Source organism: Peribacillus sp. RS7 (assembly GCF_041956845.1).
GTDB lineage: Bacteria > Bacillota > Bacilli > Bacillales > DSM-1321 > Peribacillus.
The window spans coordinates 1,321,879-1,339,862 of sequence record NZ_CP168135.1 but is presented as its reverse complement, the minus strand read 5'-3'; the positions used below and the strand labels follow the sequence as shown (position 1 = coordinate 1,339,862).

Annotated in this window: 22 protein-coding genes; 15 read left to right on the top strand and 7 right to left on the bottom strand. The window is 40.3% G+C overall.

Features of this window, described 5'->3' with window-relative positions:
• Positions 1-31: 31 nt before the first annotated feature.
• Positions 32-808, bottom strand: a complete 777-nt coding sequence (kduD, locus tag ACDZ29_RS06880) for a 2-dehydro-3-deoxy-D-gluconate 5-dehydrogenase KduD (protein WP_289334116.1) — start codon at positions 806-808, stop codon at positions 32-34.
• Positions 809-876: 68 nt separating this feature from the next.
• The gene (kduI, locus tag ACDZ29_RS06875) at positions 877-1,707 is read right to left on the bottom strand and encodes a 5-dehydro-4-deoxy-D-glucuronate isomerase (RefSeq protein WP_289327396.1); all 831 of its coding nucleotides are present in this window, start codon (positions 1,705-1,707) and stop codon (positions 877-879) included.
• A 311-nt stretch (positions 1,708-2,018) separates the two neighbouring features.
• Between kduI and ACDZ29_RS06870 the strand changes: the two genes are divergently transcribed.
• The 7 genes from ACDZ29_RS06870 (at position 2,019) to ACDZ29_RS06840 (ending at position 8,439) form a co-directional block, all read left to right on the top strand.
• Positions 2,019-2,984 carry a sugar kinase gene (locus ACDZ29_RS06870; RefSeq protein ID WP_375090517.1) on the top strand — a complete coding sequence of 322 codons (966 nt, stop codon included), beginning with the start codon at positions 2,019-2,021 and terminating at the stop codon, positions 2,982-2,984.
• Between the two features lie 84 nt (positions 2,985-3,068).
• Positions 3,069-4,094: a 2-keto-3-deoxygluconate permease gene (locus ACDZ29_RS06865; RefSeq protein WP_375090516.1), complete on the top strand. Its 1,026-nt coding sequence runs from the start codon at positions 3,069-3,071 to the stop codon at positions 4,092-4,094.
• A gap of 266 nt (positions 4,095-4,360) precedes the next feature.
• Positions 4,361-5,116 (top strand): AAA family ATPase, encoded by a 756-nt coding sequence (locus ACDZ29_RS06860; protein WP_289326651.1) that lies wholly within the window; start codon positions 4,361-4,363, stop codon positions 5,114-5,116.
• A 192-nt stretch (positions 5,117-5,308) separates the two neighbouring features.
• Complete coding sequence (locus tag ACDZ29_RS06855; protein WP_034310706.1) at positions 5,309-5,689, top strand: GntR family transcriptional regulator; 381 nt, start codon at positions 5,309-5,311, stop codon at positions 5,687-5,689.
• On the top strand, positions 5,686-6,372 hold the full coding sequence (locus tag ACDZ29_RS06850; RefSeq protein WP_375090515.1) for an ABC transporter ATP-binding protein: 687 nt from the start codon (positions 5,686-5,688) through the stop codon (positions 6,370-6,372). Before ACDZ29_RS06855 ends, ACDZ29_RS06850 begins: the two co-directional genes overlap by 4 nt.
• Entirely contained in the window at positions 6,369-7,202 is an 834-nt protein-coding gene (locus ACDZ29_RS06845; RefSeq protein ID WP_289326649.1) for a hypothetical protein, read from the top strand. The genes ACDZ29_RS06850 and ACDZ29_RS06845 overlap by 4 nt, the downstream gene beginning before the upstream one ends.
• 28 nt (positions 7,203-7,230) lie before the next feature.
• Positions 7,231-8,439: a hypothetical protein gene (locus ACDZ29_RS06840; RefSeq protein WP_375090514.1), complete on the top strand. Its 1,209-nt coding sequence runs from the start codon at positions 7,231-7,233 to the stop codon at positions 8,437-8,439.
• Positions 8,440-8,507: 68 nt separating this feature from the next.
• Here the strand turns inward: ACDZ29_RS06840 and ACDZ29_RS06835 are convergent, their stop codons facing one another.
• The 5 genes from ACDZ29_RS06835 to ACDZ29_RS06815 all read right to left on the bottom strand — a co-directional run bounded on the left by ACDZ29_RS06835 (position 8,508) and on the right by ACDZ29_RS06815 (position 11,941).
• A complete protein-coding gene (locus ACDZ29_RS06835) occupies positions 8,508-9,707 on the bottom strand; it encodes an MFS transporter (RefSeq protein ID WP_375090513.1) in 1,200 nt (399 codons plus the stop codon).
• Between the two features lie 12 nt (positions 9,708-9,719).
• Positions 9,720-10,106, bottom strand: coding sequence for a MarR family winged helix-turn-helix transcriptional regulator (locus ACDZ29_RS06830; protein WP_375090512.1), 387 nt, complete (start codon positions 10,104-10,106; stop codon positions 9,720-9,722).
• 78 nt (positions 10,107-10,184) lie between these two features.
• Positions 10,185-10,769, bottom strand: coding sequence for a hypothetical protein (locus ACDZ29_RS06825; protein WP_375090511.1), 585 nt, complete (start codon positions 10,767-10,769; stop codon positions 10,185-10,187).
• A complete protein-coding gene (locus ACDZ29_RS06820) occupies positions 10,766-11,134 on the bottom strand; it encodes a hypothetical protein (RefSeq protein ID WP_375090510.1) in 369 nt (122 codons plus the stop codon). Before ACDZ29_RS06820 ends, ACDZ29_RS06825 begins: the two co-directional genes overlap by 4 nt.
• A gap of 156 nt (positions 11,135-11,290) precedes the next feature.
• On the bottom strand, positions 11,291-11,941 hold the full coding sequence (locus ACDZ29_RS06815) for a hypothetical protein (protein WP_375090509.1): 651 nt from the start codon (positions 11,939-11,941) through the stop codon (positions 11,291-11,293).
• A 239-nt stretch (positions 11,942-12,180) separates the two neighbouring features.
• Here ACDZ29_RS06815 and ACDZ29_RS06810 point away from each other — a divergent pair, with 239 nt between their 5' ends.
• The 8 genes from ACDZ29_RS06810 (at position 12,181) to ACDZ29_RS06775 (ending at position 17,983) form a co-directional block, all read left to right on the top strand.
• A complete protein-coding gene (locus ACDZ29_RS06810) occupies positions 12,181-12,573 on the top strand; it encodes a DUF4306 domain-containing protein (protein ID WP_375091110.1) in 393 nt (130 codons plus the stop codon).
• Positions 12,574-12,875: 302 nt separating this feature from the next.
• A complete protein-coding gene (locus ACDZ29_RS06805) occupies positions 12,876-13,523 on the top strand; it encodes a pentapeptide repeat-containing protein (protein ID WP_375090508.1) in 648 nt (215 codons plus the stop codon).
• Positions 13,524-13,552: 29 nt separating this feature from the next.
• Entirely contained in the window at positions 13,553-13,852 is a 300-nt protein-coding gene (locus ACDZ29_RS06800) for a hypothetical protein (protein ID WP_375090507.1), read from the top strand.
• A gap of 70 nt (positions 13,853-13,922) precedes the next feature.
• Positions 13,923-14,603 carry a VOC family protein gene (locus tag ACDZ29_RS06795; RefSeq protein WP_375090506.1) on the top strand — a complete coding sequence of 227 codons (681 nt, stop codon included), beginning with the start codon at positions 13,923-13,925 and terminating at the stop codon, positions 14,601-14,603.
• A gap of 379 nt (positions 14,604-14,982) precedes the next feature.
• Positions 14,983-16,260, top strand: coding sequence for a glycosyl hydrolase family 8 (locus tag ACDZ29_RS06790; RefSeq protein WP_375090505.1), 1,278 nt, complete (start codon positions 14,983-14,985; stop codon positions 16,258-16,260).
• 45 nt (positions 16,261-16,305) lie between these two features.
• Positions 16,306-16,701 (top strand): VOC family protein, encoded by a 396-nt coding sequence (locus tag ACDZ29_RS06785; RefSeq protein WP_289326638.1) that lies wholly within the window; start codon positions 16,306-16,308, stop codon positions 16,699-16,701.
• A gap of 264 nt (positions 16,702-16,965) precedes the next feature.
• Positions 16,966-17,280: a thioredoxin family protein gene (locus tag ACDZ29_RS06780; RefSeq protein ID WP_375090504.1), complete on the top strand. Its 315-nt coding sequence runs from the start codon at positions 16,966-16,968 to the stop codon at positions 17,278-17,280.
• Positions 17,281-17,476: 196 nt separating this feature from the next.
• Complete coding sequence (locus tag ACDZ29_RS06775) at positions 17,477-17,983, top strand: Rrf2 family transcriptional regulator (protein ID WP_289326637.1); 507 nt, start codon at positions 17,477-17,479, stop codon at positions 17,981-17,983.
• Position 17,984: the final 1 nt, after the last annotated feature.

Sequence of the window (17,984 nt, the reverse complement as noted above, 5' to 3'; positions counted from 1 at the left end):
TTAAACATATTCATTTGTCTTAATCGGCGGATTAACGAACGAGCCAGCCTCCATCAACAGCGAGGATATGGCCATTCATATAGTCAGAGGCCTTGCTTGCAAGAAATACGACGGTTCCCATGACATCAAAAGGTGTTCCCCATTTTTCAGCCGGGATCCTTGAAAGAATGTCTTTGTTTCTTGACTCATCTGCACGAAGCGCGGCTGTATTGGCCGTTTCAATATATCCTGGGGCAATCGCGTTTATTTGAATGTTTTTAGCGGCTAATTCATTAGCGAATGCTTTAGTCAGCCCAGCAACGCCATGTTTACTCGCTGTATAGGCCGGAACGAACTTACCTCCTTGGAATGTGAGCATGGATGCGATATTTATAATTTTTCCGCTGCCTTGTTCAACCATTTCTTTAGCAACGAGCTGACTAAGAAAATACAGGGAATTAAGGTTAATGTCCATTACTGCATTCCAATCTTCATCTGTATATTCCAATAAAGGAGCCCTGCGAATCGTTCCTGCATTATTAACAAGGATATCGATTTTCCCGTATGCATCAAGACAACCTTTTACAACACCTTTAAGGCTTTCCTTGTTCGTAAGTTCTGCTTGGTAAAAGACTGCCTTTTGTCCGGTCGTTTCGATTAAATCCTTCGTTTCCTGCCAATTATCACCATGGGCAACGATAAAAACATCTGCACCTGCTTTTGCTAACGCTACCGCATATCCTTGTCCTAATCCAGTGTTTCCTCCTGTTACGATGGCAACTTTACCTTTTAAACTGAAAAAGTCCATTGAAAAATCAAGTAAACTCATCTTTTTTCCTCCATCCCCAATAAGAATATGATTGTCTTCGGCAATTTTAGTTTTATCATTCTTTGGTGTTACTTCATTTCTGAAATAGGAAAGGTATCCATATCCTCATATGTATAATTCTCTCCAGCCATTGCCCAAATGAAGGTGTAGTTGCTCGTAGCGGAACCACTATGTATGGACCACGGAGGGGAAATGACAGCTTGCTCATTTTTCATTACAATATGCCTTGTTTCTTCGGGTTCACCCATCATGTGGAACAAAATTGCATCTTTAGCTAAGTCAAAATACATATAAACTTCTACTCTGCGGTCATGAACGTGAGGAGGCATCGAATTCCAGACATTTCCTGAAGCCAATTCAGTCATTCCCATACACAGTTGACAGCTTTGGATTCCTTTTTCATGAATCATTCTACGAATCGTCCGCTTGTTTGCCGTTTCCTGTGAACCCAGTTCATCACCTTGCACTTCCTTGAATGCAACGTGTTGAACTGGGTAATTTTTATGAGCTGGAGCAGAGGCTAAATAAAATTTAGCGGGTTCGGTGCCTGAATCACTAGTGAAAATTAGCTCTTTACAGCCTAATCCTATATACAGACAATCGCGGTTTTCAAGGGTATATACTGCCCCATCAACTGAAACCTTCCCTTGGCCGCCTATATTAAATACACCTAATTCTCTTCGTTGTAGAAAATAATCGGCCTTTATGAAATCATGGCCCTCAAGCTTAACCCCTTTAGAAACAGGTTTGATTCCCCCTATGATGATCCTGTCATCAAGGGAATAGCATAAAGAAACGTCATCATCGAGAAATAAATTTTCCACTAAAAAATTTTTGCGGATTTCACTTGTATCAAAATGTTTGGCTTGTGACGGATGAATGGAATAACGTTTTTCCATATGCATTATAAATAACCTCCTAATTTAGTAAAACGGTTTATCGTATTTTTAAAAAATGTTAACGTTACCAATATTTAAAATATATATAATGTTTTCCGAATAGTCAATGTTTATAGAAAATTTTAGTAGTTAATTAGTATAACTAAGGGAAAATATGTTAAAAAATGTGTTTTTATGCAAAATAAAATATAAAAACTTAGTATTGTTAATAACTGGTTTATATGATAATCTGATTTCATTCAAAAGAAAGCGCTTTCTAGTAGTTATGGTTTACTAAACCGTAATATACCTTTTTTCAGGAGGAATTGGGAATGAAAGATTTAGATGTGATCACCTTTGGGGAACCGATGAACATGTTTTATGCAAATGAAGTAGAGCCATTACATGATGTTAAATCCTTTTCCCGAGCGATTGCGGGAGCAGAATCAAACGTTGCTTGCGGATTGGCGCGTCTTGATTTAGATGTTGCTTACATGACGAAACTTGGCAAAGACAGTTTCGGTAAGTTCATCATCGAAGAATTGAATAAAGAAAAAGTCGACACGACAGGGATCCGATTTACAAGTGATCACCCGACAGGAATGCTAATTAAGTCTAAAGTGCTCCAGGGAGATCCGGAGGTGGAATATTTCAGGAAAAATTCAGCTGCTTCCACTCTGGATATTGACGACCTTTCAGAAGAATATTTTCGGCAAGCCAAACATCTGCATGCAACAGGTATCCCTTCCGCATTATCTGAAAGTTGCCATGAATTTACAGTTGCTGCCATGAAATTTATGAAGAATCAAGGAAAAACGGTTTCATTTGACCCGAATTTACGACCTAACCTATGGCCGGATAAACAAAAAATGGTGGATTGCATTAATCAGCTTGCTTACATTTGTGATTTATTTCTTCCTGGCATGTCCGAAGCGGAAGTTTTAACAGGACTTAAAAGACCTGAAGAGGTGGCTGAATTTTATTGGAACAAAGGAGTTAAAATGATCGTCATCAAGCTTGGAGCAGAGGGAGCCTATTATAAAAATGCGGATGAAGAAGGGTATATTAAAGGTTTTGTCCCCGAAAAGGTTGTTGATACAGTAGGTGCCGGCGATGGTTTTGCCGTCGGGGTGATCAGCGGCTTGCTTGAAGGTAAATCTACGATTGAAACCGTTACTCGGGGTAATGCGATTGGCGCTCTTCAAGTCATGTCACCTGGTGATATGGATGGTATGCCTAGCCGGAAAAAATTACAGGACTTTATTGAAAGCCAGAATGAACTTTTAAACGTTGAATGATCGATGACAGCAACCAGTTAACTCCACACCTAGACTTCCAATTACAAATAATCATAAATTTGATAATGAAGTGGAGAGATTGCGATGAGAATAAAAGCTGCAATAGAAAAAATCCCTGGTGGCATGATGGTTGTCCCTTTGTTCATAGGAGCCTTGATACATACTATTTTTCCTGATACGGCAACCTTCTTTGGTGGATTTACAGGTGCCATGCTAACAGGTACCGCATCGATATTAGCCGTCTTTTTCTTTTGTGTCGGAGCTACGATAGATGTTAAGCAATCCGGGTATATTGCCAGAAAAGGATTTACATTGCTTATCGGTAAAGTCGTATTTGCAGCATTATTAGGATATGGGGCAGCTTTGTTGCTTCCAGATAATGGGATTCAAACTGGTCTCTTTTCCGGTCTTTCGGTTTTAGTGCTGATAGCAGCTTTTAATGAAACGAACGGCGGTCTTTATACCGCACTTATGACAAAATTGGGCAGAACGGAAGATGCTGCCGCATTCCCGTTCATCAGTATTGAAAGCGGACCGTTCTTCACAATGATCATCCTGGGAGTAGGCGGGCTTGCTACATTTCCATGGCAAACAATCGTCTCCACTTTGATTCCATTTGCAGTCGGCATGATTGTAGGGAATATTGATAAAGAATGCCGGGAATTCTTTGGACAGGCCGTACCGGTCCTTATCCCGTTCTTCGCATTAGCTCTAGGATTCGGGTTGGACTTTGGCATGATCGTAAAATCCGGATTCATGGGTATTTTAATGGGTGTTGCTGTCGTCTTCCTTTCCGGAGGTGTCTTATATTTACTGGACCGCTACGTTACAGGCTCTGATGGTGTTGCTGGGGTCGCCGCTTCTTCCACAGCGGGTGCAGCAGTTGCTGTACCATTCATCATTGCCGAGTTAAACCCGCAATTTGCTCCTGTAGCGGAATCGGCAACCGCGATTATCGCAACAAGTGTATTGGTAACGGCGATTCTAACACCCATGCTTACGATGTGGGTCGCAAAGAAACAAGAAGAAAGAGGCATTCCGCACCGTAGAGGCATGAAACCAGCCATTTTAAAAGATCCAAATGTAACTTCCATAAAAAGAGCGAAGTAAAACATATGAAATGTAAGCGTTAACTAAAAGCAACTGGGATTGTAGTCCCAGTTGCTTTTTTTGTGATGCATATAGATTGATGTTAAAATAAGGAAATGACAGGACCTCCCTCATTATCAATCTATGAATTTGGCTAATCATTGGAGTTCTTCGATAGGGAAGGCTCCTGGATTGCAGTTCTTAGCCGTTTTAAGAATGTAAGCATGATAGAATATACCAGCTCTTTTAATGTTTATAAGAATCTATTATACAGAAGGTGATTATATATGAAACTAAATTATGATACACAGTACATCAGGGGCGTCTACCTGAATAGAGACCGAATATCTTCGTATGACCATTTTCCTCTTGATCTTCCGGTTATCAACCACCTTAATGAAGTGACCTTTCATCCCAGTGTTACCTATGTTATCGGGGAAAATGGAATGGGGAAGTCCACCTTGCTTGAAGGTATTGCGATTGCGTATGGCTTCAATCCAGAAGGCGGAACGTTGAATTTCAATTTTTCCAATTATGATTCACATTCGAATTTGGACGAATACCTCCGTTTGAAAAAAGGAGTTTACAAACCGAAGGATAATTTTTTCTTTAGGGCGGAAACTTTTTATAATTTAGCTACGAATATAGAGGAATTGGACAGGGAGGCATCGTTTGGTTCGAAAATCATCGATTCCTTCGGTGGAAAATCACTTCATCAACAATCACATGGGGAATCTTTTTTCTCAGCCTTTGTAGAACGATTTCAAGGCGATGGATTGTATATCCTTGATGAGCCTGAAGCTGCTTTGTCGCCGCTAAGACAAATATCGATGCTGGCCAGGATAAATGAGCTTGTTCAACAAGGTTCCCAATTCATCATTTCCACCCATTCCCCGATCATCATGGCCTACCCGGATGCTAAAATCCTTCAGATTTCAGAAGAGGGAATGAATGAAGTGACGTTAGAGGAGTCCAATCACTATTTGTTAATGAAACAGTTTTTTGAAGATAAAGATCGGCTGCTTCATCATCTATTTCAATGAGATTTTAGCATCTCCATGAAAAGCAACTAAGGAAAAACCCCGTCTGCACTGCGCATACGGGGTTTTCATTTTTTTGGAACTCCTTGTTGACAGCTTAGGTGTATTACGGGTATAGTACATCTATAAGGTGTATGAACCACTTAGTACATACACGCATAACAGGCTTTTTTTAATAAATAGGGGGTGGTTTTAATGAACGTAAATACCCGGGAACCGGTATATCTGCAAGTCGTTAGGCATTTTAAAGAACAAATAGCCATTGGTAATTTCGTGGCGGGGCAGGAAATTCCCTCCCGCAGAGAACTGGCGGCTTCACTGAATATAAATCCTAATACCGCTCAAAAAGCGTATAAAGAAATGGAGGAACAGGGCTTGATTCATACAGAACGAAATTTCCCAAGTCAAATCACGACGAATGAAACGATTCTACAGGCTGTAAGGCAGGAATTGATTTTGGCAGCCGTCGATACGTTTGTCGATGCGATTCGTCCGATTAATGTACCGGTTGATGAACTGCTTCGTGTGGTTAAAGAAAAATACTCGGAAGAAATAAGGGAGGAGGAAGAAAAATGATAGAAGTAAAACGGATTTCCAAGAATTACGGCCGGAAAAAAATCTTGGATAGTGTTTCTTTTACAGCTAATAAAGGGGAAGTCACGTGTCTGATCGGGATAAATGGTGTAGGTAAAACGACTACACTCAAAGCCATTATGGGATTGACGCCATATAAAGGTGAAATCCTGATCGATGATCAAAAGATGACAAAGGACAGTTATGAAAAAATCACCTTCATTCCGGACGCACCGATCATGCTTCCGCAAATGACCGTTAAACAGGCAATGGTTTTCATGGAGGATTTCTATACGTCATGGAATTCGGAAAGAGCTAACCAATTGATGGGATTCTTCAAGCTGAAAGAGGAGACCCCCATTTCGGAACTGTCAAAGGGGAATACAGCTAAGCTCAACCTGATGCTTGGTTTGTCCCTTGACGTGGATTATGTACTGATGGACGAACCATTTTCAGGCATCGATATGTTTAGCCGCGAGCAAATCGCCGATGTCTTTGCGAGCCACCTTATTGAAGATAGAGGAGTCATCATCACGACCCATGAAATCAGTGATATTGAACATTTAATCGATAAGGTCATTTTATTGGATAACGGTACAGTGCTTAAAGAGTTCAATACCGAAGAAATGCGTGAAGAGGAAGGAAAATCGGTAGTCGATGTAATGAGAGAGGTGTATCAATCATGATGCGATATTTAAAGCTAGTGAACTTTGAAATCAATCGATTTAGTAAAATATATATATCCTTATTGTTGATAACCTTGGTTTCGCAATTTGCTGGAGTGATCATCGTAACGAAGAGCCTTCTTAAAGATGCCAGGAAGATCATGTCGGATGAAAGACTATCCGAAGCTGCCTATATTGCGACTTATAATGGCATTGATTTTAGCCATATCGCCAATACCCTCTTGTTTGTAGGACCGATTGCGCTGAGTGCGGTTGCCCTTATTTTTTACATTTTCCTTATTTGGTATCGTGATTGGTTTGGTAAGAATACATTCATTTATCGGCTATTGATGTTACCGACATCCAGATTATCGATCTACCTTTCAAAAGCTACGGCCATCTTCCTTATGGTATTAGGGTTGATTGCTTTCCAGATCATCATTTTACCAATGGAAAATGCCCTATTTAATTCAAATGTGCCGGAAGCATTCTTGAATGCGGAAATGTCAACTTACTCCATAGCGAAAGCCAATCAGGTATTGATGTTGATCATCCCAAGTACCTTCACGCAATTCCTGCTTTCCTATGGCATCGGTCTTATGGTCATGTCGATATTATTCACAGCGATCATGTTTGAAAGAAGTTTCCGCATAAAAGGAATCGTACTGGGCTTGGTGTATTGCGGAATTGCTGCTGCATTGTTTTTAGCTCCTGTTTTCGTAATGGCGCTTGGTAAATTCCATTTTTATCCTAATGAATTATTTGGTCTGCTGCTCGCATTAGGAATCATTGTGACAGGGCTTTCGATTTGGCTTGGTTCCTGGTTATTGAAAAACCGCGTTACCGTATAACAACAAACATTAAAGGAGAGTGAACAAGGTGAAACGTTATCTATGCAGCATCATTATTGGAATGGTTGTCATCTTAAGCATCGGGTCCTATTATGTCAAAGTAGCTTCCTCCGCTTCCAGCCTTCCAAAGTATACGTTCAAGACACTGGAAGGCAGCGATAAAGAGCTTGATCCGGTGATCATAAATGCTACGCTTCAAAATGGCAGTAATTTTTATGAATCATTAACAATTGAATCCAATACAACGACATATGCCAGCGAAAGGTCTTACTTGGAGAACTTAACTGGAAGACAAGGTCATGAAATTGAAAGATTGGTAAAAGAACATCGTTCATTTATGCGTGGCAGAGATTCCATTAGTTCTTTATATGAAGACGATGATTTCCTCGCTTACGCTCGGGTGAATAGCGAATACACAAAGAGCGGGAATATGGAAGCGGAGTTTGATATCGGTTTACTGGAGAAGAAGGACGAAGAGGAAACTTCATTCCAAATTGAACTTCCGAATCAAGGGAGAATCATGAATGCTGATGTCAGGGATGTGCAGTTGGTCCATTCAAAACTACAGGTTTTAACGATGAATGATGTGAATTCCAACAATGAGAAGCAGACAAAAGAGGTTCATCTGTATACGATCGATGTAGCCAATAAAAAAGTCTTGAGCGATAAAACCCTTGTATCTGAAACCTTTACTTACCCAGATCAAGTTGATTTTGAGATGCCAATCGATGTTGCTCCCTCTCAGCCAAACAACATGGTATTCATTTCGTTAATTAAAGGGGTAAATCATGAGGATGGATTTGAGGAAAAACTAAAGGAAAGCAAGCTTTTATCTTATAATTATGAAACGGAAAAATTAGAAACGGTAAAAAAAGAATCACTGAGCCTGGACATGGCTAGATCAGGATATGCAGACGGAAAAAACCTTTATACAGTTGAAATGAAATCAGGTAAATATCGCATTAAAACGTTAGACCTCAGCAGTCAAACGTTAACGAATGACACGGAACTGGATATAGCTGCTAATAAAGAAGAGCAATATACCGCTGCCTTTAAGAACGGGCGTGTGTACTTCCTATTGAACGGAATGAATCAAGTGGGGAAAACAAACAAGCCTGCCAAACTTCTGATTGCAGATATAAAGACTGGAAAGACTTTATATAAAGGTGAAACAGTCATAAATAAAAAGAACAGCAAAAGTTTTGAACTTTATATCGATGACCTGGAAATAAAATAAGGACCAACTATAGCTAGAAGCTGTTAAATGAAAAAGGGATATCCTCCAATAGGATATCCCTTTTTCATTTAAATGGAAGCCAAGTTCGTTCTGGCTGTACGTTCCTTCTTGCCGTGCAAGAAGTAGTAAAGGACGGAGGTTAAGATGACCACAACGCCCAAGATGACATAAAGTGTGCTGTAACCTGTTACCGGAATGATGAATCCCAGAATATAAGGGCCGAAGCCAAGTCCTGCATCAAGCATGATAAAGAAGGTGGACGTTGCCATCCCCATTCGGTGAGGCGGTGTCAGTTTAACGGCAATCGCCTGCGAGCTTGATTGCATATTACCGAATCCGAGGCCAATGAGGAAACCAGCTGCCAGTAAAGTGAAACTATTGGTTGATATACTTAGAAGGAGCAAGCCGATTCCGAAAATAATGAAAGCCGGATACATAATGAAGTTCGATCCTTTCCGGTCCATCAATGGTCCTGAGAATGGACGTGATAACAATACGGCTACTGCGTAAACTACAAAGAAGAAGCTTGCCGTATTGACCAGATTGATTTCAATGGCATAAAAACTGATGAAAGAAAGGACACTGGAATAACAGAATGCCAATACCAGAGTGATGATTGAGATGGGCAGTGCCTTAGGTTCAATGAAATTGGAAAGCTTGAATCCTTTGCTTTCCGTTACTTTGGCTGTCACTTTCAATGCCGGGACATGTAAGAAGAATGCTGTAATCAGGCTGATCACTCCTAAAGCCAGGCAGAAACTGAAAATGACTTGGAAGCTTGTATGTTGAGCCATATACAGACCGATGAAAGGACCAATTGCCGTCGCAAGTGTTGCACTCATGCTGTAATAGCCGATGCCTTCGCCTTTTCGTGTTGCCGGGATGATTTGGGCGACGATCGTTCCTGTCGCAGTACTCGCCATCCCCATCGCCATACCATGGATCAGGCGGTTAACAAGCAGGAAGCCAATTCCAAGGTCCACAAAATATAGAAGTGTTGTCAAAGTGAAAAAGATCAAACCTATGAATAATGTTTTCTTGCGGCCGATTGAATCAATGAAACGGCCAATGAACAGACGTCCGATTAACGTCCCGATAATAAAAATACCCGATATGAGTCCGGCTTCACTTGTAGAAGCATCCAATTCATTAACAGCATAGATGGCAAGTGTCACCATCAGTAAATAAAAGATTAATGTTATGAAAAAATTGATGGACGAAACGATGACAAAGTCCTTCGTCCACAGTCTGGCTCTGGATTGATCCATGTTATTATCTCCTTATTTTATAATGTTATTTCTTATTTCGCCCATGATGCGTATGGCTTCGAGTTGTTCCTCTTCAGTGACTCCTTTCAAGATAGCCTGTTCGTATTGATCAATTGTCACGCGGACTTCACTGTAGATCTTTTTGCCAAGCTCCGTAAGCCGCATTCTTTTTTCGCGCTTATCTTTACTTGGCACATGTTCGACATACCCCAGCTCTTCCAAGCGGGCAATGGTCCTCGTAATCGTGGGTTTTTCCACACTTTGGTAATTAGCGAGCTCTACAAGCGTCGCCGAACCATAATTGATTAAGAAATGTAAAATGGACCATTGCGCCCTGTGTAAATCATGCTTGTTCAGCTGGATATTAAGATTATTTTCAAACGGACGGTACAGCAGCAAAAATTGCTGAAAGAACTTTTGGTAAGTCTCTATCAGAAACACCCCTTATACTTAATATATAGTTACCGTGAGTAATTGTTACCCTGAGTAACTATAATAACAAAGTAAATCCATTCTGTCCACTCGGATTTGTATTGTTAATTTAATAAAATGAAGGGGAGGAGCGATTCTGAAACTCACGAGTAAAAGCCCCAAATTCACGAGTAACAGGCCGAAACTCACGAGTAAAAGCCCCGAATTCACGAGTAAAAGGCCGAAACTCACGAGTAAAAGCCCCGAATTCACGAGTAAAGAGCCGAAACTCATGAGTAAAAGCCCCGAATTCACGAGTAAAGAGCCGAAACTCACGAGTAAAAGCCCCGAATTCACGAGTAAAAGGCCGAAACTCACGAGTAAAAGCCCCGAATTCACGAGTAAAGAGCCGAAACTCATGAGTAAAAGCCCCGAATTCACGAGTAAAGAGCCGAAACTCACGAGTAAAAGCCCCGAATTCACGAGTAAAGAGCCGAAACTCACGAGTAAAAGCCCCGAATTCACGAGTAACAGGCCGAAACTCACGAGTAAAAGCCCCGAATTCACGAGTAACAGGCCGAAACACACGAGTAAAGAGCCGAAACACACGAGTAAAGAGCCGAAACACACGAGTAAAGAGCCGAAACTCATGAGTAAAAGCCCGAATTCACGAGTAAAAGCCCCGAATTCACGAGTAAAGAGCCGAAACTCACGAGTAAAAGGCCCGAATTCACGAGTAAAGAGCCGAAACTCATGAGTAAAAGCCCCGAATTCACGAGTAAAGAGCCGAAACTCACGAGTAAAAGCCCCGAATTCACGAGTAAAGAGACGAAACTCACGAGTAAAAGGCCCGAATTCACGAGTAAAGAGCCGAAACTCCCGAGTAAAAGCCCCGAATTCACGAGTAAAGAGCCGAAACTCATGAGTAAAAGCCCCGAATTCACGAGTAAAGTGCCCAAATTTACGAAAAGCGATGATAATTTTGAGCTGTATGTATCAAATTTAAACAGGACCATTGATTTTTGGAGGGGATGGGCTTTGAGCCATTCTAGGAGTGGGGAAGCGGGAAGAGTTGGAAATTGGATGAGAAGTATTTGCATTGTTTTTGTACAAGCGGAAACAAGGGTTCTTGATGAAAGTCGAACTTGCAGGCACTTAATTACCAGTCAATTTCATGCGTAATAGTTTGCATAGCTATAATGGCCGTTATGTTCATCCTTACCTTTCTCAGGTTGTTCGGGTTCTGGTCCAATGGATAAGGCATCGATTAATATGAATGCACCGATAACTTGGGTCCAGCTGCCAAGCAAAAGAATTTGCTCTCCCATCCGTCGTTTTTCATTCAAAATGAAAATATTTCCGATCGATTCCAAAAAAGAACCTGCAGCAATGAGGCCATTTCCTTTGATCTCTAGAGAGCGTGAAAATGTCGCCTCCGTCAGTGATGCCCCGAATGCTTCAAAAGTGGCACCCAGGCCTTGGATTCCACTGCCGAGTGCATCGGTTCTGGTGCCCTCTTCCTCTGAGCCACTCAACTGCATATCTATTCCAACTGCATTTGCGGTATTACCAGCAGCCTCAAGCCAACCACCGAATATGAAATAGGTTTCCGAACGTTCATTTTCCGAATTCAGCATTTTCGTCCGGCCGATTGCTTGCAGCGAATTTCCAACCGCTTCAATGACATTCCCTTTGAGGACCAGATCTTTGCCGAGATTAGTGCCCGTTAAAGTTTGCCGGGTTTGACCGATTGCACCTACGAGTGTACCGAGGCCCAGTAACCATGCTCCTGAAATAAGGAGGTCATCTCCATGAGTGATCATATCTTAAACGCTCCTTAAAAGTGGTTACATTATATTATTCAGGAAACAGTGTATGTTTACATATTGCTTTGGGGTATAAAGACAGTTTTGTTTCAAGATTGGGTGTGAATTTTACCCATTTATTGGTATGATGACAACTGGAGGAGATGGCATTGACTTTTAAATATTTTTTGCAAATAATAATCGCTGCACTTTTCTTTATGGTATTTTCATTTTGTGCATAGTTTGAAGGCAGCGAAATTCTGGATGAACCTTGGGAATGGAAGTATTCCGCGCATTTTTCACAAGTAAGTGATGATGAGGTGATGGAGGCACATGATATCTCGAATTTGGATCATTTCGTGTATGCCGCAAAATTCAAGCCGTTATTTCCATTTCTAATGGCCCTTACCGCTTCATATATAATTATATTTACGGGTTATACCTTATTCAAAAGAAGCATTAAAAAGATAGCACTATTTTTGGCTGGATTTGGGGTCCTTTTTCTGATTTCAAGTGGTTTCATATCCGCTTCCCCGACTGTTGGTGGAAATATCTTTCAAGCTTTTTTCCTGATAGGTGGAATGATAGCCATAATGGGCGCAGCTATATATTATTTTCGGATGCCAACAGGATTCAATACTGAAATTTAAAGTCACAAGGCTGCCGATGAGGCAGCTTTTTTTGAAAAGTGATATTGTAGTTGACACAAAAGTACCAAAAATAATAGTCATTTTCGCAAAATTCTTAGATTGAACTTCACCGAAATATAGTTTATATTTAAGCCGAAATTGAGTAGACCAGTTGCTATATTACCAGAGGTGAACCCTTATCGGTTCAATGCACCGCACCTTTCAAATAAAGGGATACGCTGTTAAAAGCAAAACGTACTGTTTCCTGTAAAGAAGTGTGATGCAGTAGTTGGGAAAAAGAAATAAAGTGAAAAGGTGATAATATGTCAGGCAAAATCAAAATTGAACAGCCAAAGATCCCCCAAGACTTAACTCAAGCGAACTTTCAGGAAATATATTATCAGGATGAGCCTTATCTTGAGTCCTGTATCATAACTAACTGCACGATCGATAGAGAAAAAATGGACAAAATCGTATTATCACAGGTTGTTTTTAAAAATGTGATATTCAGCGATGTATCTTTCAGGAATATCGAGCTGACGGATGTCATTTTTGACCATTGCGATTTGACAAATGCCGATTTCATGGGTGGCTCGATTCATCGGGTGGAATTCAAGGAGTCCAAACTTTTAGGCATTAACCTGTCTGATGCAAGTTTAGGCAATGTCTCCTTTGAGAATTGCAACTTGAATTTAAGTGCATTCGGTTATTCCGGTTTGAAGCAAGTGAAGTTCGATCATTGCTCAATGGAAAGTGCTGATTATTATGAGTGTAAATTCATCAAAGTGAAGTTCGAAACATGTAGATTAAATGAAGCGAACTTTTCCCGGACACCGCTCAAAGGAATCGATATTAGCAGTTCTACATTTCAAAGGCTTACCGTATCCCTAGAGGATTTAAATGGATGCGAAGTTTCCCCGGACCAAGCGATAGGCTTTGCAGCCATGCTTGGACTGAAAATTAAAGAATGATCCTTTTTAAGATGAAAAGATGAAAATACATGACCAAATGGAGTAGGAGAAATGATTCAAAACAAAGTGGTTTAATTAATGGTTCTCCAACAGGGCCGAACATTTCAGTTACGGTAGAAGAAATTGCCGACATGGTCATTTTTGCTTCAACAACAGGGGTGATCATGTTAAATGGAACCATCGTAAACTGCGCTGGCGGAGAGATTTTTTCAATAAGGCCGCCTTTACTATATGTATACGGGGGACCACCGATTTGGTGGTCCTTTTTGAGTTGGCTGGCCGAAAAATTAAGGGATATTCCATTGGCTATTTGTGGTAAAAATAGGTAAAGTGAATATGAATATATATATTTTAATATGTAAATGAAGAGTACGGGTTTGGGAGAAGGGGGATTAAACTTTGATTATCAATAAGGTCACTTTGTATAGTCATGCATTGAATGATATGCGGAATTTTTATGTTAATGAGTTAGGATTTGAGTTACTATCGCATACTGATGATGGTTTTGAAATTAAGGCAGGGGACAGTGTGCTTGAAATTAAAAAATATCATCTCCAGGAAAAGCCTTTTTATCATTTTGCCATGAATATACCGACCAATTTATTCACTTCGGCCAAAGCATGGGCGAAATCAAAAGTGGAATTGACTAGAGAAGATGATGTGGACGAAGTTTATTTCAGCTATTCAAATGCACATGCCTTTTATTTTTCAGATCCTTCAGGCAACATTGTCGAGTTCATTTCCAGATATTCCGTATCACCCAAATCTGAGGCGGAGTCTTTCTCAGCTCAAAACGTCCTGTGTATTAGTGAAATAAACATTACGACGAATGAAGTAAGGAGCTTGGGAAATCAGTTGGTCAGTTTTGGTGTACCCGTAAGGAAGGCTGAAACGTTAAGTGAAGATGGATTGAATTTCATGGGGGAACATGAAGCAGGTTCGTTTTTACTTTTAGGTCCAAGTAAACGGCGGTGGATCTTTTCGGATAGAGAGTCGGAAATCTTTCCGCTTTCGATAGTCGTTAATCAGCAATTAGAAATTTCATTGGATGGCGAAGGCCTTATGGAGTTGAAAAAATGACCAAGGGGTAAGATTGATATGTCCGGAATTTGGAATGATGAAAGAGGTGAGTTAATTGAGGAATTTCATTTTTTTGACAATGGTTATTATAAGTTTAATTATCCTATTCGGATTAATATATTCATTTAATCTCATTACTGATTCAAATTTTATGAGTATAAACTTATTACTCCTGATATCAGTATTAATAATTAGGAGTAAATTAAATATCACTTTCTTTAAATAAGGCTATGAATCTTAATGTTTTGTACAAGGATAAAGTAGGCCCTTTTTCTTTTGTCTTCCGGAAAGGAAGAAAAGTCATGTTAATAGATTGAAATGCTCATAGCCAAACATAAAAAAAGAAGTGAATACTGCGCCATAACCCAAGGAGCGAGCCATGAAAAAAAGAAGTTTATTGATAGCGGTGGGCTCGATCGTTTTCGTGATCATTGCCTCGCTAGCATTGGTATCTCAAACCACAAAGAAAGAGATTGCCGGTAAAAGGGCATTTCCTCAGCATACAGTCTATCAAGCGGGTACGATAAAACCTGACAATCTATCTCAGAAGGCGATGGATGATGCCGTAGCGAATTATTATAAAACCTGGAAAAATGAATATTTGAAGCAGCCTGCTGATAAAAATGATGAATATTATATCTTTTACAATGATAAAGGATATGCAGAACCCAAGAACGCAGTGACCGTTTCTGAAGCGCACGGTTATGGGATGATGGTTACGGCAATAATGGCAGGCAGCAAGGACAAACAGTACTTCGATGGTCTTTATCGTTTTTATAAAGCGCATCGAAGTGACAATGACCCTTCATTAATGGCGTGGCAGCAAGTTAAGGATAAATCGGGCAAAATCATAAATACTCCAGGGGATGCCGATTCAGCAACTGACGGCGATATGGATATTGCCTATTCGTTATTATTGGCTGATCGCCAGTGGGGGAGTGAAGGGGACATCGACTATCTCGCCAGAGCAAAGGACATCATGGATGCGATCATGTCGAATGAGATAAATCGGTCGCAGTCCCTGATTAAACTAGGTGACTGGGCGGAGGATGAAGATGAAGTATACGGACAATCGACTCGTTCATCGGACTTTCTTCTGAATCAATTGAAGTCATTTGAGGAGGCAACTGGGAATCATGAATGGAAAGGTGTTACGGATAAGGCCTATGCGATCATTCATTCCATTTATAAGGAGAAAAGCGGCAATACTGGTCTCATGCCGGACTTCATTGTACAATCCAAGGGAGAGTATCAGCCAGCACAAGCTGACTTTTTAGAAGGGGAGAATGACGGCAATTATAGCTGGAACAGCAGCAGGACCCCTTGGCGGTATACGCTCGATTACTTACTGACTGGTGATGAAAGGGCGCTGCCGCAATTAAAGCGGATGAATGATTGGATTAAAGAGGAAACGGATGGAAACCCTGAAAATATCCAATCGGGCTATACGCTAAGCGGAAAAGCCTTGGAAGAAGGGAATAGTACAAGCTTCGTTGCTCCATTCCTGGTAAGTGCCATGGTTGATTCCTCCAATCAGCAATGGATTAATCAGTTATGGAATCGGACGATACAGGAACAAGATGATGATGATTATTTTGCCAATACGATAAAATTACAGACAATGATCGTGGTTTCAGGTAACTGGTGGGCGCCATGATTCAATGCAAGAAATTAATTAAAGATGAAAAGGGGTTTGATGAGAATGATGAAGGTCACACCTTTCTTGATGTTCGAAGGAAATGCGGAAGAAGCAATGAATTACTACACATCTTTAATCGAAGGATCGAAAATAACCAGCATGAAACGGTATGGTGCAAATGAATCAGGTACAGAGGGGAGTGTCATGCAGGCTACCTTTACCTTGAAGGATCAGGAATTTATGTGCATCGATAGCAATGTTAAGCATCAATTTACGTTTACACCTTCGTTTTCAATATTCCTTACATGTGATAGTGAAGAGGAAATTGACAGGCTTTATGCGAGCTTAACTGATGGCGGACAAGTGATGATGCCATTGGGTGATTATTTCTTTAGTAAGAAGTTCGGATGGGTATCCGATAAGTTCGGTGTTTCCTGGCAACTAACTCTCCCAATATGAATGAAGTGAAAAGACCACTGGAAAGTGGCTTTTTTCATGAATAAACACTGATTTGTGGATTGCTAGATAAAAAGTAATATCACATACCTGTCGACGGAAAAAGGAGAATTTTTCATAAACAATCAACATAAACCGGGCAATAGTGGGATAGATCGAGGTTAAACCGTTTGAACTGGGAAGGAATAAATTATATAGTAATTCTTGAGTACATATATTCATTGATTAAAGTATGATGATGATAAGAAAAGCTCGGAGGAGACAATCATGAAAAATATTAATACAGAACAAGAATACCGTGAACAAATCAAACAAGAGGGACTGACGGTCGGGATTTTTACGACTACGTGGTGTCCAGACTGCAAACGTTTAGACATGTTCATTGATGAGATCACTCAAGAACATCAAGACAAACAGTGGTTTACAATCGATCGTGACGAGTTCCCAGAGATTTCTGAAGAGCAAACCGTAATGGGAATTCCATCTTTATTAGTATTTAAAAATGGAGAAAAGGTTGCACACCTGCACAGTGCAAATGCTAAAACTCCAGAGGCAGTCAATGAATTTTTAAATGACCTATAATAGATCCTTCCAAAGGTGAACCCCGCATGATGTTGTCATGCGGGGTTCACCTTGTTTTGAGGACCCAAAACGCTTTTTTAGAAATTTTTTCTAGAAATAACTTGATTTCTAAGTTGAAACAGGGTTTAATTATAGATACCGAATATCCATTATGGATATCAAACATCCACATACATACTTGAAGAGGTGAACTGATTTGCAATTAACAAAAGGTGTCGAGCAAGCTATATGCATCATTGTTATACTCTCTACCCAGGATAAAAATGTACCGCTTTCGTCTAATGAGATCAGCAGGCGGTTAGAGGTGTCTCCTTCTTATTTGAAGAAAATCATTAGGAAATTGGTCGTTAAGCAGATAATCACTTCCGTTCCTGGTAATAATGGCGGCCTTTCTCTTGCCAAAAGTGTAGATAAGATTAAAAACCTTGAAATTATTGAAGCGATGGAAGGCCCCATTTCGATGTTTCCAGATACAGGACTTATAGAAAAAGCGTTTAAAGATGGAGAGTATGCAGAAAAGGGCATGGACGTTCTTCGTCGGATGTTTTCTCAGGCGGATGAACTTTTAATGGATTTCTTTTCCAGTCAAACAGTAGCAGATTTGCTTAAAGAAAGCTTTGGCACCACGGATATACCGACTGTTAATTGGAATTCGGGGTCATTGGGTGAATTAATTCGTGAAAAGAAAGGTGAAAAAGAGTGAA

Coding starts and splice junctions, on each gene's coding strand:
- ACDZ29_RS06820 (WP_375090510.1), bottom strand. CDS start 11,134: ATGGTCCTGTTTAAATTTGATACATACAGCTCAAAATTATCATCGCTT.
- ACDZ29_RS06800 (WP_375090507.1), top strand. CDS start 13,553: ATGACCAAATGGAGTAGGAGAAATGATTCAAAACAAAGTGGTTTAATT.
- ACDZ29_RS06825 (WP_375090511.1), bottom strand. CDS start 10,769: ATGAGTTTCGGCTCTTTACTCGTGTGTTTCGGCTCTTTACTCGTGTGT.
- kduD (WP_289334116.1), bottom strand. CDS start 808: ATGAGTTTACTTGATTTTTCAATGGACTTTTTCAGTTTAAAAGGTAAA.
- ACDZ29_RS06870 (WP_375090517.1), top strand. CDS start 2,019: ATGAAAGATTTAGATGTGATCACCTTTGGGGAACCGATGAACATGTTT.
- kduI (WP_289327396.1), bottom strand. CDS start 1,707: ATGGAAAAACGTTATTCCATTCATCCGTCACAAGCCAAACATTTTGAT.
- ACDZ29_RS06790 (WP_375090505.1), top strand. CDS start 14,983: ATGAAAAAAAGAAGTTTATTGATAGCGGTGGGCTCGATCGTTTTCGTG.
- ACDZ29_RS06855 (WP_034310706.1), top strand. CDS start 5,309: ATGAACGTAAATACCCGGGAACCGGTATATCTGCAAGTCGTTAGGCAT.
- ACDZ29_RS06835 (WP_375090513.1), bottom strand. CDS start 9,707: ATGGATCAATCCAGAGCCAGACTGTGGACGAAGGACTTTGTCATCGTT.
- ACDZ29_RS06845 (WP_289326649.1), top strand. CDS start 6,369: ATGATGCGATATTTAAAGCTAGTGAACTTTGAAATCAATCGATTTAGT.
- ACDZ29_RS06780 (WP_375090504.1), top strand. CDS start 16,966: ATGAAAAATATTAATACAGAACAAGAATACCGTGAACAAATCAAACAA.
- ACDZ29_RS06865 (WP_375090516.1), top strand. CDS start 3,069: ATGAGAATAAAAGCTGCAATAGAAAAAATCCCTGGTGGCATGATGGTT.
- ACDZ29_RS06805 (WP_375090508.1), top strand. CDS start 12,876: ATGTCAGGCAAAATCAAAATTGAACAGCCAAAGATCCCCCAAGACTTA.
- ACDZ29_RS06785 (WP_289326638.1), top strand. CDS start 16,306: ATGATGAAGGTCACACCTTTCTTGATGTTCGAAGGAAATGCGGAAGAA.
- ACDZ29_RS06850 (WP_375090515.1), top strand. CDS start 5,686: ATGATAGAAGTAAAACGGATTTCCAAGAATTACGGCCGGAAAAAAATC.
- ACDZ29_RS06815 (WP_375090509.1), bottom strand. CDS start 11,941: ATGATCACTCATGGAGATGACCTCCTTATTTCAGGAGCATGGTTACTG.
- ACDZ29_RS06860 (WP_289326651.1), top strand. CDS start 4,361: ATGAAACTAAATTATGATACACAGTACATCAGGGGCGTCTACCTGAAT.